General features: G+C 62.6%; 11 protein-coding genes and 1 pseudogene. 8 read left to right on the forward strand and 4 right to left on the reverse strand.

Annotation, left to right across the window (positions count from 1 at the left end; translation table 11 throughout):
• Window positions 1-135: 135 nt before the first annotated feature.
• Genes VIQ49_RS27305 through VIQ49_RS27320 form a run of 4 tightly spaced genes read right to left on the reverse strand, consistent with a single transcriptional unit; the run spans window position 136 to window position 4,599 of the window.
• Complete coding sequence (locus VIQ49_RS27305; protein ID WP_331890044.1) at window positions 136-1,365, reverse strand: CaiB/BaiF CoA-transferase family protein; 1,230 nt, start codon at window positions 1,363-1,365, stop codon at window positions 136-138.
• A gap of 43 nt (window positions 1,366-1,408) precedes the next feature.
• On the reverse strand, window positions 1,409-3,121 hold the full coding sequence (locus VIQ49_RS27310) for a thiolase C-terminal domain-containing protein (RefSeq protein ID WP_331890063.1): 1,713 nt from the start codon (window positions 3,119-3,121) through the stop codon (window positions 1,409-1,411).
• Window positions 3,122-3,135: 14 nt separating this feature from the next.
• Window positions 3,136-3,372 (reverse strand): hypothetical protein, encoded by a 237-nt coding sequence (locus VIQ49_RS27315; RefSeq protein ID WP_331890046.1) that lies wholly within the window; start codon window positions 3,370-3,372, stop codon window positions 3,136-3,138.
• A gap of 45 nt (window positions 3,373-3,417) precedes the next feature.
• The gene (locus tag VIQ49_RS27320; RefSeq protein WP_331890048.1) at window positions 3,418-4,599 is read right to left on the reverse strand and encodes an amidohydrolase family protein; all 1,182 of its coding nucleotides are present in this window, start codon (window positions 4,597-4,599) and stop codon (window positions 3,418-3,420) included.
• A gap of 158 nt (window positions 4,600-4,757) precedes the next feature.
• Here VIQ49_RS27320 and VIQ49_RS27325 point away from each other — a divergent pair.
• The 8 genes and pseudogenes from VIQ49_RS27325 to VIQ49_RS27360 all read left to right on the forward strand — a co-directional run.
• A pseudogene (locus tag VIQ49_RS27325) lies at window positions 4,758-5,399 on the forward strand (transposase); the annotation flags it as partial.
• Between the two features lie 464 nt (window positions 5,400-5,863).
• Window positions 5,864-6,664 (forward strand): FadR/GntR family transcriptional regulator, encoded by an 801-nt coding sequence (locus VIQ49_RS27330; protein ID WP_331890050.1) that lies wholly within the window; start codon window positions 5,864-5,866, stop codon window positions 6,662-6,664.
• A gap of 175 nt (window positions 6,665-6,839) precedes the next feature.
• Complete coding sequence (locus VIQ49_RS27335; protein ID WP_331890052.1) at window positions 6,840-7,700, forward strand: mycofactocin-coupled SDR family oxidoreductase; 861 nt, start codon at window positions 6,840-6,842, stop codon at window positions 7,698-7,700.
• Between the two features lie 367 nt (window positions 7,701-8,067).
• Entirely contained in the window at window positions 8,068-9,315 is a 1,248-nt protein-coding gene (locus VIQ49_RS27340) for an ABC transporter substrate-binding protein (protein WP_331890054.1), read from the forward strand.
• Between the two features lie 314 nt (window positions 9,316-9,629).
• Window positions 9,630-11,162: an NAD(P)/FAD-dependent oxidoreductase gene (locus tag VIQ49_RS27345; protein WP_331890056.1), complete on the forward strand. Its 1,533-nt coding sequence runs from the start codon at window positions 9,630-9,632 to the stop codon at window positions 11,160-11,162.
• A gap of 54 nt (window positions 11,163-11,216) precedes the next feature.
• Complete coding sequence (locus VIQ49_RS27350) at window positions 11,217-12,071, forward strand: SMP-30/gluconolactonase/LRE family protein (RefSeq protein ID WP_331890058.1); 855 nt, start codon at window positions 11,217-11,219, stop codon at window positions 12,069-12,071.
• Window positions 12,072-12,076: 5 nt separating this feature from the next.
• On the forward strand, window positions 12,077-13,273 hold the full coding sequence (locus tag VIQ49_RS27355; RefSeq protein ID WP_331890059.1) for a phosphotransferase: 1,197 nt from the start codon (window positions 12,077-12,079) through the stop codon (window positions 13,271-13,273).
• A 56-nt stretch (window positions 13,274-13,329) separates the two neighbouring features.
• Window positions 13,330-13,872, forward strand: a 543-nt coding sequence (locus tag VIQ49_RS27360) for an alpha/beta hydrolase (RefSeq protein WP_331890061.1), incomplete at its 3' end; no start/stop codon positions are given.

Consider the following 13,872-nt stretch of genomic DNA (forward strand, 5'->3'; position numbering starts at 1 on the left):
CACTGCTCCGCTACCAATGAATCTGACATAGTTTAGATAGTACTACAAGTTACCTATCGAGCACATCCGTTCCGGGGAACGGCCTACGTACCCACTTCGTGCTTGCAATGCCAAGCCCGGCAACGCAATAGCGTGTCAAGTAACCGCACCGGCGATCTTGAGCCCGATCAGTTCGTCGTCATCGAGTCCCAGTTCGCGCAGGATCTCGTCGGTGTGCTCGGCGAATTGAGGGGCTCGATCGAGCTGCACAACCGCGTCGTCGAACTTCACCGGATTGGCGACCAGCCTCTGTATCGTGCCGTCTGCGTCGACGACCTCGGCAATCCGACCGTTGGCGATCAACGCCTCGTCGTTACCCAGGTCCCAGCTGTTCTGGACCGGCGCCCACGGACCACTCAGTCCCTGCAAGGCTTCGATCCATTCGGAATAGGTGCGAGCAGCAAAAGTGTCGGCGAACCAACCACCGATCTCATCGCTGTGTGCCGAGATGTCCTGCAGGGTGGTGAATCGCTCGTCATCGACGAGATGTTCCAGGCCGATTGCAGTCACGAACTCGTTCCAGAATCGGGTCGGCTGAAGCATCGAGAACTGCAGCCAACGGCCGTCGGATGTCTTGTACGATCCCGTGAGCGGGTTGCCGACCGCGGCCGACTTCTTCTGAACCTTTGGCAACGGCCCTCCCGAGAACAAGGCGAGGTTCACAGTGAACTGCGTTGCCCAGGCCCCGACACCCAGCAGTGAGACATCGACCACCGAGGGTTCCCCGGTCCGCTCCCGGCCGACAAGAGCGGCGCTGATGCCACCGGCGATCGCCATACCGCCAATGTTGTCGCCGTACGCGCCCGCAGGCATGAATGCCATCTGATCGGCATCGGCAGGCATCACCCCGTCAGCGCTACCTCCGCGCGCCCAGAAGCCGGTCGCGTCGTAGGCACCGCGGTCGGAATCGGCGCCCTGGCTTCCGAATCCGCTACCCGTCACATAGATGATGTCGGGATTGATCGCCCGGATGTCCTCCACTGTCAGACCCAGCTTCGTGCGAACACCGGGAAGATAATTGGTGAGGAAGACATCGCTACGACGGACCAGCTCTTCGAGCACGGGACGGGATGAAGGGTTCGCAAGATCGATCCCGATACTGCGTTTGCCGCGGTTGGGCCCCTCCATGATCGGGGCAAACGACGATCCAGACCGATGAGCGTCGTGGCCCAGGACGCGGACGAGACCTCGTTGGGGATCCCCGGTTACGGCGTGCTCGACCTTGACGATGTCCGCACCCCAGTCCGCGAGTACGGCTCCGGCAGCGGGCACGAACGTGAACTGCGCGACCTCGAGAATGCGGATCCCTTTCATGGGACGGTCCATACGAACTCCTCAGACTTGAAATGGGTGGTTCCGGTTGGTCGATTCACTCGCGTCGCAGGAGCACTGCACCCGACGGGATCCCGCCGCCCGAGGTCACCACTGCGACCCTCGGGTTCGTTACCTGGCGACCGGGCGCCTGGCCGCGCAACTGCAGGACCGCCTCTCGGAAGAACCCGTATCCGTGAGTGCGGCCAGCCGACAGCTGACCCCCGTGCGGATTGAGCGGAAGACGTCCATCGATCGCGATACCCGCACCCCCGTCGATGAACTCGCGCGCGCCGCCGAGTTCGCAGAAGCCTAGGCCTTCGAGCCAGGACAGGGCGTTGAACGTGAATCCGTCGTAGAGCAACGCCACATCGACGTCGTCGGGACGCAGCTCCGTCCGGCTCCACAAATGTTGCCCAACGCCGCGTGCCTGCGGTAGATGCGAGAGTGTTCCCTGGTCCCACGAGAGGTTCTCCGAGACCGCGGTACCGACGGCGTCGACCAAGACCGGTCGGTTTGGACCGTCCCCCGCGGCGTCCAGCGCTGAAACCACCACTGCCACAGCGCCGTCAACCGGAACATCGCAGTCATACAGTCCGAACGGGGCCGACACCATGCGCGCCTGGAGATAGTCGTCCAGCGTGATCGGATCACGATAGACCGCCTCGGGGTTCGCCGAGGCGTTGTCTCGCGTGTTGACCGCGATCGCACCCAACAGCTCGCGGTCACCGCCATAGCGGTGGAAGTAGTTCGACGCCTGACAGGCGATCCAGTTGGCCGCAGACATCGCACCGAACGGTGCCCGATGTTCCATCATGCCCACCGCTGGGCCACGCGCGGCCTTCCAGCGCCCGGTCTTCACGAGCTCGGAATGAGTTGACTCCCAGACGGTTCGGAAGCACAGCACATGACGACACAATCCGGCGGCGACCGCCAGCATCGCGGCGACGATGGATCCGTTCTGGCCAGGCAGCTCGCTGCCACCGTTGACCCACGTCGGCCGGACCTGCAGAACCTGCTCGACCGCCATGATCCCGCCCTCCGACATCCCGCCGACACCGGCACTGCCGGGATAGGTCGACAAACCGTCGATGTCGCCGAGGGTCAGACCCGCATCCGCAACGGCCTCGAGGCAGGCATCCACGGTGAGCGAGAGCGGCTCCACCATCAGCCGTCGGCCGATGGCCGACTGCCCGACACCGGTGATCGCAACCCTGTGCTCGAACCTGTCCCGCGAGACGTGCGGGCGCAAGCGCTCTTGCAGGTCGTCCTCGGCGGGTAGTTCACCGTCACGCGCGCGATCGGGGTCCGGCTCGAACAGCGGAATCCATACGTCGTCAGAAATCTGTTCGAAGAGCACGCGAACCGAATCGCCGACGAGCACGTCGTCTGGTTCGGTATTCACAATGTTCGTCGTCAACCGGATCCGCGAGTCCTCCTCCAGCGCAACGATTGCGACCGCGTAGGGCGGAGGAAGGTCCGGCAACCACCGCTGGTGGTTGACAGTCACCCCGACGACGGTCGCAAGACCCGACACCGGCCCCCAACCGATGTCACGGCCTTGGCATTGCGGGCACAACACGACCTGAGGATGTATCCACCGCGAGCAGGTCCGGCATCGGGCGATACGGAGAACTCCGTCGGCTCCTGATGCCCAGAACGGTGCACGCCCGGGGGTCGGCTGTGGGACCGGCCGCCCGGTATCCACGAGTTCGCTCACGGCGCGTCTCTCCGTCGATCCCGGGTCAGTTCCGAGTCTTGACTCGAACATGTTCGGCGACAACATCATCTGCCGAGCCTCGCGGCGAGGCTCTTGCGTATCTCGATCATCGCCGCGAGTCTTCGCTCCATGTCGGCTTTGCTCATCACGATGACATCCTCACCCTCGCCTCGTTCGAGACGGTCGAGTCGTCCCCGCTCTGCGATGATCTCGTCGTCGAGCAGGGTGCCCGCGAGATCACGGGTGAGTAGGTCCTGGTCGACCCAGTCCGCCTCGGGAATCTGATCGATCGGCTCTTCCATGGCGATGAGTCCTTTTCGGTGGCGATGCGACGGCGATGCGCAGGTTCAACTACGGGGAAAGTTCAGCAGTCGACGGGCATTGAGTTCAACCATCTTGTGCACGTCATCGTCTGGGACGTCGAGCATCGAATCATGAACCAGTTTACGGCTGTTCGGCCAGTTCGAATCGGAGTGGGGGTAGTCGCCCTCCCACGTGATGTTGTCGATACCCACTATTGCGCGGTTCGCGATTCCGAACTCGTCCTCGATGAAGCATCCGAACAGGTGCTTTGCGAACAGGTCAGACGGCCGGATCCTCTGATTGATGTTTTGATAAAATCGATGCTTGGCCCACACTGCGTCCATCCGCTCGAGCATGTACGGCACCCAACCGATCCCGCCCTCGGACAACATGAACTTCAGGTCCGGGTGGTTGTGGAACGTCGGCGAGAACAGAAGATCGGCCGTGGCATACATCGAGTTGCATCCGAACAGTGACGTCATTACCGCCATGGGCGCCTCGGGCGCCGTGATCGGCGCCTTACCGGAGGTTCCGAAATGAACGCACAGCGGCATACCGGTATCCACCGACGCCCGGAACACGGGGTCCCAGTGATCGGTGTGGAACGACGGTAGACCGAGGGGGGAAGGGTTCTCCGGGAACGAGATCGCCTTGGCGCCCTTGGCTGCGGTGCGGTAGACCTCCTTCGTCGCCTCCTCCACGGACCAGAGCGGGAGTATGACAAGCGGGATCAGCCTGTCGGGCGCGGAGGCACACCACTCGTCGAGCACATAGTCGTTCCAGGCCTGCACCGACAACAGCGCTAGTTCCTTGTCTTGGCCGTCCAAGAAGACGGTACCGGCGAACCGGGGAAACGACGGAAAGGACAGTGTGGCCTGCACTCCATCGATATCCATGTCTGCGACACGGGCTTTCGGCTCGTAACAACCGGGGATCATGTCCTCGTACCTCGTCGGCTCCGCGCCGTACTCCTCGGGAGTCTTCCCGGCCACGGCGTTCAGTCCGATGTACGGGTAGATACGCCCCTCGTATTGCCAGACCTCGGCGAGTTTGGTGCCGGTGTCCCGCGCACCGTCTCCGGCGTGGATCGACTTCGGCATCTCTTTCTCGATGATCTTCGGCCCGGCTTCGAGAAATTTCTTCGGCAGGCGGTCCGACCAGAGGCGGGGATGCTCGATCAGGTGATCGTCGGTCGAGATGAGGTGCATATGACTCTGAAGTGGCATGTGTCCCTACCTTTCCTGGTTGGTGGCCGCAAACCTACGGTCTTGTGGGTTGCGAGTGCCCTGGGGCTCCGGGTACGGCCGTCATGTGTGCTGTTGTAGATGGCCGGAGGAGGGATAGCCGCACGTTGCATCACGCTTCGGCCGGATACCCAGGTGATGGCTATCAAACCCCTGATGCGATCCGGCGCGTCGGCCTTGCCCGATTGGAAGGATGGCTGCGTAAGTGTAAGGTGCGCAACGCTATTGCGATCACCCAAGCCGCCATAGATGCTGCCGAACAGCAGTGTGTCACGATCGGTGGCCAACAGCTCGCGGCCCAGATCGTCGTCTGACCGGCCAAGGATGTGATCGCCCTCGATGACGAAATCGCCGAAACCGAAACGCTCATCGCCGAGCGATTTCGCCGCCACCGGTATGCCGAAATCCTGACCAGCATACCCGGATTCGGGCCGACAGTCGGCGCGGAGTTCCTTACTGCCACCGGTGGTGAGATGACCGTGTTCGGCAGCGTCGATCGTCTGGCCGGCGTCGCCGGACTCGCACCTGTTCCGAAAGACTCCGGCCGGATCAGCGGCAACCAGCGCAGACCGCGGACCTACAGTCGAAAACTGCTGCGTGCCTGCTACCTCGCCGCACACATCGCATCCCGCAGCGACGCGGTCTCGCGTACCTACCAGCGTAAACTCCGGGAAAGCAAAACCCACACCCAAGCGGCCATCGCACTGGCCAGACACCGACTCGACATCCAAGGGGCCACGCTCCGCGACCTCAAGCGCTACACACCGACAGTGCGCAACTAAACCAGTGGCGGCGTGACACCCCATCAAACAACTCACCCCCTTGCGGGGTTGACAACTTCATTGAGACCCCCTGAACAGTGCGTGTCAACGCAAGAAGGCGGTTACTTGTTTAACTTTGTGAAGTCTAGCAGAGAGTGTTGCCTGCGTCACCATTCTCGCCTGGCGGATCGCGACGCCTTGGCATGCACCATCGATCGGTGAAACGACCGACGTGTCCACCAACTGCGGTATGGCGCGCCACCCGGACCTGTATCGTCCAGCTCTCACGGTATTGCATTCGGCCGGCGAAAGACGATGGCTCGATCTACCCGAATCGCCTGCACAATCTGCAGTCGACACAGAACCCGACCGATCTACCGCCCCGTGCCCACGTCGTGAGCGGCCGTCCGGGCGGCGGACGCGCGGCAACGGCCGAACATCAGATGCTTTACTAGGTATTCGACGTCAATCAGGAAGGGCAAGCTGTGACCCCAGACTCTGGAGCGTCGACGACGTTCGATCGGCTCGACACCACCGGGCGACGGCTACGCACCCCCAAGACGGCCGAACTCGTCGCCCGCAAACTGCGCCGGATGATCGTCGACGGGCAACTCGTCGACGGCGATCACCTCCCGCACGAAGCCGAACTCATGGAACATTTCTCGGTCAGCCGCCCGACGCTTCGCGAAGCCGTCCGGGTCCTGGAGGCAGAGCGCCTCGTCGAGGTTCGGCGCGGGTCTCGGACCGGCGCTCGCGTGTGCGTACCAGGCCCGGAGATCGTCGCGCGGCCAGCATCACTGCTACTCGAGCTGTCTGGCGCGACCGTTGCCGACGTCCTTGTCGCCAGCGAGGCCATCGAACCCGCAGCGGCAGGCATTCTCGCGGTCGACGGCTCCGAGGAAGCCTTCGACGAACTCGAAAGACTCGTCGATGAAGACATCCCTGCGGCCCAGGCGGCGGGCGAGTTCGGACGGGCGGCGGCCCGGTTCCATCTGCGCATGGTGCAGCTCTCGGGCAACGCCACACTCGCCATCGTCGCGGGCATGCTCAACGAGATATTCGAACGTCACACGGTATCGGCGTCGCGTGAGATGACACGCGCGAACGCCGAGACCTCGGAGGCGAACTACAAGCTGTTCGTCCGGTCCCAACGGCGACTCATCAAACTCCTTCGGGCAAGGGATAGTGCCGGCGCGATAGCCCACTGGCAGAAACACATGGTCGTGGCCCGTTCGACGGTGATGGCCAACCATCAGGACGTCAAGGTGCGAGATATCCTGCACTGAGCTGCCGTCAGCCCTGCAGAAAATCAGTGACACAGATCACTCCATGTGCCATAGTCTCCTTAGTACTTAGTTATCTATGTAACCTACCAACCGAATGTGGCCGGAACTCGCGAATCGTGCGGACAGAGGATTTCCATTGCCGTGCCACAGATACGGTCGACCAAGGAGTCTTCACATGGGAAAGCTCGACGGAAGAGTCGCCTTCATCACCGGCGCCGCCCGGGGACAGGGCCGCAGCCATGCCCTGGCATTGGCCGCAGAGGGCGCCGACATCATCGCGGTGGACCTCTGCGCTGACATCGAAACCAATTCGTACGCACTGGGGACCGCCACCGACCTCGAAGAGACCCAGCGCCTGGTCGAAAAAGAGGATCGCAGATGCTTGATCTCCATCGCCGACGTCCGCGACATCACCCAGTTGCGCCAGGCCGTCGAACGCGGAGTCGCAGAGCTCGGGCGCCTGGACATCGTGGTCGCCAACGCCGGGATCTGCCCCCTCGGTCCACAACCCCTCAGAGCTTTCCTCGACGCCGTCGATGTCGACCTCGTCGGCGTCATCAACACCGTCAGCAGCGCCTACCCCCACCTCTCTTCGGGGGCTTCGATCATCGCCACCGGGTCGACGGCAGCGATGATGAAAGGTGGAAGCGACAGTCCCGCCATGGGTGCCGGGGGTGCCGGATACACCCACGCCAAAAAGGGTGTCGCACAATTCGTTCACGATCTGGCCAAAGCACTTGCGCCCGAATCGATCCGCGTCAATGCGGTACACCCGACCAACTGCAACACCGACATGCTGCACAGCGACGGGATGTACCGGGTCTTCCGTCCCGACATAGAGAACCCCACCCGCGAAGACACAGTCGACGCCTTTGCCTCCACCCAACCCATGCCCACCCCCTGGGTCGAACCGGCCGACATCAGCAAGGCCGTACTCTTTCTCGCCTCCGACGACGCCCGATTCGTCACCGGCCTGCAGATGAAAGTCGACGCCGGACAGGCACTGGCGCACACAAACCCCTACGCGCTGCGCTGACGACCGTCTGGCAGACCTCGACAGTCGTCGCCAGGCAGCAGGCAGCATAGGTTCTACACCCCGCTCCGGGACAGAGTCGGCCGGCGAGCCGCCGGTCCGGCCGGAAGTCGTTGTGCTACAGAACTTCTCCGAGGCCGACCCTTCGCTGGCCCCACCCCGACGTTCCCGATGATCCATCACCCTCACCAGGCGAAGAAGTATCCAGCAATTTTTGCAACTCAGTGACCCAGGTCTCGCAGCTGTGCCATAGTCGCACCCACATAGTTATCTACGTATACGAAGACGCACCCGTCGCCCGGCGCGGTATCTGTCACCGCGCTCCCTTCCCCCGCCGATGCCCCTCTTGCGATCCAACGAAAGGAACCCAATGTACAAAAACAATGGCCAGAGAGGCGCGCAGGTGGTGGCAGCGCTCGTCACAATCGTCACCCTGACCGCCCTGTCCGCGTGTAGTGACGACTCGGGGAACAACGATGACCCCTCGTCGGCAACAATCGAAGCACCCGAGGGCTCTTATCCCGGGAAGGTGGCCATCGGTGAACCCGTGAAGATCGGGCTCATCAACCCTGAAGGCGGACAGGCAATTTCGTCGCCAGAGAATCGCGAGACAGCTGAGGCAGTCGTGCAATACGCGAATGAGAACCTGGCCGGGATCGGCGGGAGACCGATCGAAATGATCTCTTGCAAGGACCACGAGGAACCGGCATCCGCCCGCGATTGCGCGAATCAGATGGTCGAGGCCAAGGTGTCCGCGGTCGTCGTGACCACCACCGGACTGGGCAACATCATGGCGCCGATCATCACCGGCGCGGGCATTCCCTACATCTCGGCCTCCGGTGGTAGCTCGGAAGAAGCGACCCGTGACAGCTCCTACCTGTGGACGGGTGGCTACCCTGAAAACCTCACCGCCATGGCCATCTACGCCGGTCAGCAAGGCTACAAGAGCGTCACCGCTTACACCATCGACGTGCCCACCGCGGTCGGCGGGCTCACTGCCATCGGGGTTCCCGCATTCAAGGCCCAGGGCATCGACCTCAAGGTCGTCACCATTCCACTGGGGACCGCAGACGCCACCCCCCAAGTCAGCGCCGGCATTGCCGATAACCCGGAGGCCGTCGTGGTCGTAGGAGACGCGACCTTCTGCACGACGGCACTGAAACCGCTTGGCACCCTGGGCTACAGCGGCGAAAAGCTCTTGCTCCAGACCTGCGCGACACCCACGGTTGTCGACGCCGTGGGATCCAGCATCAACGAATCAAAGGTCTTCAGCATCGCCCAGACGGTGGGAGACCATCCGGAGACCCTCCTGTACAAGAGCATCATGGACAAGTACTCACCGGACACCGACATCTCCGGTTACGCCTACGTCGGTTACCAGGGAATGCTCGGTCTGGTCCGGGCCACCCAGTCAGTCCAGGGAACGGACACCTCACCGGCAGCCGTCAACGCAGCCATCAAGTCCGCCAAGGACGTTGTGCTACCTGCCGGAGGTGGACTGACCTTCACCTGTGACGGGACCATCTCCCCGACCATGAAGGCCGTCTGCGGCAAGGGCACCATCCTTCTCACCCTCGAAGACGGGCAACTGGTCGACCCCGAGGTCATCGTCAACTGATCCCCTGGGTACCGCTCGCAGATCATCCCGGGCAGCCCAGCCCTTCATCGAGGTCGGGCTGCCCGGGAGTTCAGCGCCGACCGCCGATCCGGGCAGTTGACCCGACCTACGAGCGACGACGGCACAGCTTCCCAGCCCTTGCGGTGACGCAGGACACAAGGTACTACTAGTTAGACAAGTGCGCGGGCACGCCACTCCGGTCACTGCGTTCTCGCCCGGACGCCCGCGAGCCAGGCCTTCTCTGGCACCACGGTCTGCGACCTGACGGAACCGAGCGGGCACCGCGGACTTCAGAATTCATCAAGGAGATTTGTATGAGCAACGACGCAGGGGTGGCGATTGACGGCTCTTCGCGCAGCACACTGCGCTACGCCGTGATCGGAGGTGGCGCTGCCGGAATCCTGTCCGCCGTGCGCCTCCGTGACCGTGGCCAGGACAATTTCGTCGTCTATGAGAAGCGGCACCGGATCGGCGGCACATGGCAGGACAACCGGTACCCCGGCCTACACTGCGACGTTCCGTCACACGCCTATACCTATTCATTTGCGCCGTACGCGGAGTGGAAGTCCTATTTCGCGCGTGGTCCGGAGATCCGGGACTATTTCGAATTCGTCGTCGACAAGTTCGGTGTCCGACCCTGGATCGAGCTGAACTCTGAAGTCACCGAATGCATTTACTCCGACGACGACGGACGGTGGCACCTCACGCTCGCCGATGGGCGCACCGACGTCGCCGACGTGGTCTTGGCTGCGAGTGGAGTCCTGCATCACCCGAAGATCCCCGACATCAACGGCCTCGCGGATTTCCAGGGGCAGTGGTGCCACAGCGCCCAGTGGCGCGATGACATCGAGACGAAGGGCAAGAGGGTCGGCGTCGTCGGGAGCGGTTCGACCGGAACCCAGATCGTCGCCGAGCTCACCGAAGAGGCCGCCGAGCTCGTGCACTTCTCCCGCACCCCCCAGTGGATCCTGCAACTACCGCAGTTCGACTACACCGACGAAGACCGCGAGCGGTTCCGCGCGGATCCGACGCTGATCAACGAGATCCGCTACGGCGAGGACTACCAGACATTTCTGAAGACCTATTACACAGCAGTGGTCGACTCGAACTCGCCGGAATATCAGGCACTCGACGCCACTATCCGACAGAACTTGGAAGACAGTGTGACGGATCCCGAACTCCGGGAAAGGCTGCGCCCTGACTTCCTGCCCATGTGCAAACGGCTCGTAATGTCGTGGTCGTACTACGACGCGATCCAACGCCCGAACGCGGTCCTCGAAACCGAGGAGATCGACCATCTCGACGCGACCGGCGTCGTCCTGGCAGACGGTACCCGCCGCGATATCGACACCCTTGTCCTTGCCACGGGGTTCAAGGTCGACAGCTTCATCCGGCCGACGAAGGTACTGGGTGTGAACGGCGTCGATCTCAATGACGTCTGGGAAGAACGAGCGGTCGCCTACCGATCGATCTCAGTTCCGGGATTCCCGAACATGTTCTACCTGAACGGCCCCAACGCGCCTGTCGGCAACTTCTCCCTGATCGAGATCGCCGAGCTGCAGTGGAAATACTTCGAGCATCTTCTCGACCTGATCGACTCCGGCGAGTGCACCCATGTCACCGCAACGCCGGAGGCGCTCGACGAGTTCGAGACCGCCCGGCAGGCAGCGGCCAAGAACACGATCTTCGCCAGCGGATGCACCAGTTGGTATCTCGACAAACAAGGCATACCAGCCGGCTGGCCGTGGAGCTTTTTTGAGTTCGAACGAACCATGCAAGAACCGATACTCGCGGACTACGCGCTCACCACCCGGGTTGGCGAGGATGACGCCGCGCCGGTCGGCTGACCGACCATCGGCGACGGCACGACGTCATTGTCGAGCTCAAATAGGAAGGTAGACATGATACTTCACACGTCTAGACTATTCTCCGCCGGCTTTCAGTTCCTGGAGTCGCCACGGTGGTACGACGGCAAGCTGTGGGTCAGCGACTTCTTCGGGCACCGGGTGGTGACGCTCGATTCCAGCGGAACCCCGTCGACGTTCATCGATGTCGACGACGAGCCGTCGGGTCTCGGCTTTCTCGCTGACGGCTCAGTGCTGGTCGTCTCCAAACACGACGCGACCGTCCTCAGGGTCGGCTCGGACGGAGCGATCGAGAAGTACGCCGATTTCAGTGAGTTGGCCGACGGGCCCGGCAACGACATGTTCGTCGCGTCGAACGGTCATGCCTACGTCGGAAACTACGGGCCACAAGGCGGCACAACCAATTTGGTGCACGTGGCACCCGACGGCTCGGCCAGTCGGCTCGCTGGCGATCTGTCGTTCCCCAACGGGATCGTCCAGACACCCGATGGAACGCTGCTGGTCGCCGAGACGCTCGGCCACCGGATCACCGCATTCGACATCGCCGAAGACGGATCCCTCGCGAATGCGAGGGTATGGGCTCAACTCGATGATTCCCTGCATCCCGACGGCATAGAACTCGACTCCGACGGCGGTGTGTGGTTCGGCAACGCCATCGCGCTCGGCGAGGATAGCGGTTTCTACCGCGTAATCGAAGGTGGCGAGATCACAGATAAGGTCGCGATCGCCGGTGCGTGGGCGGTCGCATGCACATTCGGAGGCCCCGACCTGGCCACGCTCTACATGACGTGCAACGTCACCGATCTCGAACAGTTCGAACTCAAGCACTCGTCGGGATACATCGCGGAGGCCGCGGTGGGTCGTCGCGGGTCACTCTCGAACGAAGGATGATCCCGTTGCCTGACTTCATCGATCGTATCGAGGGCAGCGCGCACTATCGAACCCTGGAAGTGCTCGCGGATTCGGATCGCGCGCTCGGCTCCGCACCCGAGTTGGCCATCGACGATGTCCACCGCCTCGAACAGATAGACAGACCGTGGCTTTCCGAGGCACTCGCCGGCAGTGTCGCCGAAGCACAACTCTTGGAGGTCGTGGACACCGACGCCCACGACGGTATGACCGACCGTAAGAGCTGGTCGCTGACGTGGAACGAGCCGGGTGTCGCGGCCGGACTCCCGACCTCCGTCTTCGCAAAGGCGACCCCGCATACGGCCAACCATCGGGTGATGCTCTCTGTGCTCCACATGGACGAGGCGGAAGCAAAGTACTACGCACAACTGCATCCGGAGAATCCGGGACTCGCCCCCGCCTCGTACTACAGCCGCAGCTACGGCGGCGGACGCTCTGTGATCATCCTCGAGGACCTCAAAGCTCGCGACTGCCTGCCCTACACCCAGGCCGACGCCATCGACATCGAACATGCTCGGGCAATCACGGTCGCGCTCGCCAAGTTCCATGCGAAGTACTGGCGTAGCGACCGACTCGACAAAGACCTCAGCTGGGTCCGGCCCCGGCTACAGAGATTCGGCTGGCCGTGGCTCTACCAGGTGAACAACGCAATGCGCGAGAAGTTCCTGTCGACCGCCACTGAATCGGAACTCCCCCCACACGCCAGGAAGGTCCTCGAGGCATGGCAGGAGAACAGTCTTCGCGTCTACGAATACTGGGATGCCCAGGACCTCACCGTCATCCATGGTGACAGCCACCTCGGCAACACCTATTCGGCGCCGGACGGCACCTCAGGACTCTTCGACTGGCAGGTGATCTTCGCAGCTCCCGGCGTTCGCGATCTCACCTATTTCCTCTACTCCGCCTTCACCGACGAGCAACGCCAGAAGTACGAGCGCGAATGTTTCGACCTGTACATCGACACGCTCGCCGAGGAAGGCACGACAGTCAACCGCGAGAACGCGTGGAACGACTTCCTGCTGTTTGTCCTCGACCGCTGGGACGCCGGGATGATGTCGTTCGTGCACGGGACCTACGGGCATGCCCGCGATGCTCAGCTACGTGCGTTCGACACCGTCGCCGGAAGTGTCGAGGACAATGAGATCTACGACCGCCTGTCGTCCCTACTGCGCCGACTTCCCTGAACCACAACAGGTCTTGGCATGCCGCCCCAACAACAATCTTCTCGAGAAGGATCATCTTGTCGACGTATGTAGACCCAGAAATCGGCGCGGCACTGGTTGCGGCCGCCGAAGCGGCCCAGGGTGTGTCCCTGCCCGAGCGTGATGACCCACTCGGCCTCCGCGAGCTGACGAATCAGACGCTCGTCGGCACTTTCGGTGCACTGCCTGCCACCCCAGACGTCTCTGCAACGACGTTCACCGCAACGGCCGACGACGGCACCGGGATATCGGCGAGGTGGTACGTCCGCGGTGACTCCACCCCGGGCTCCGCGGTGGTGTATCTCCACGGCGGCGGGATGATCTGCGGTTCAGTCGACCTGTACGAACCGCTCGTTCGCCATTACGTCCAACTGACGGGCGTGCCGATCCTGTCGGTCGACTACAGATTGGCGCCCGAGGTCCACAACTCCACACCCGCTACCGACTCGTTCGCGGCTCTGCAGCTGTTGCACAAGAAGGCCGACAGCCTCGGCGTCGACAGGTCTCGCATCGCCCTGATGGGCGACAGCGGTGGTGGCGGGGTCGCAGCGTCGACAGCAATTCTCGCGCGGGACAACGGC

This window comes from Williamsia sp. (assembly GCF_036566845.1).
Taxonomy (GTDB): domain Bacteria; phylum Actinomycetota; class Actinomycetes; order Mycobacteriales; family Mycobacteriaceae; genus Williamsia.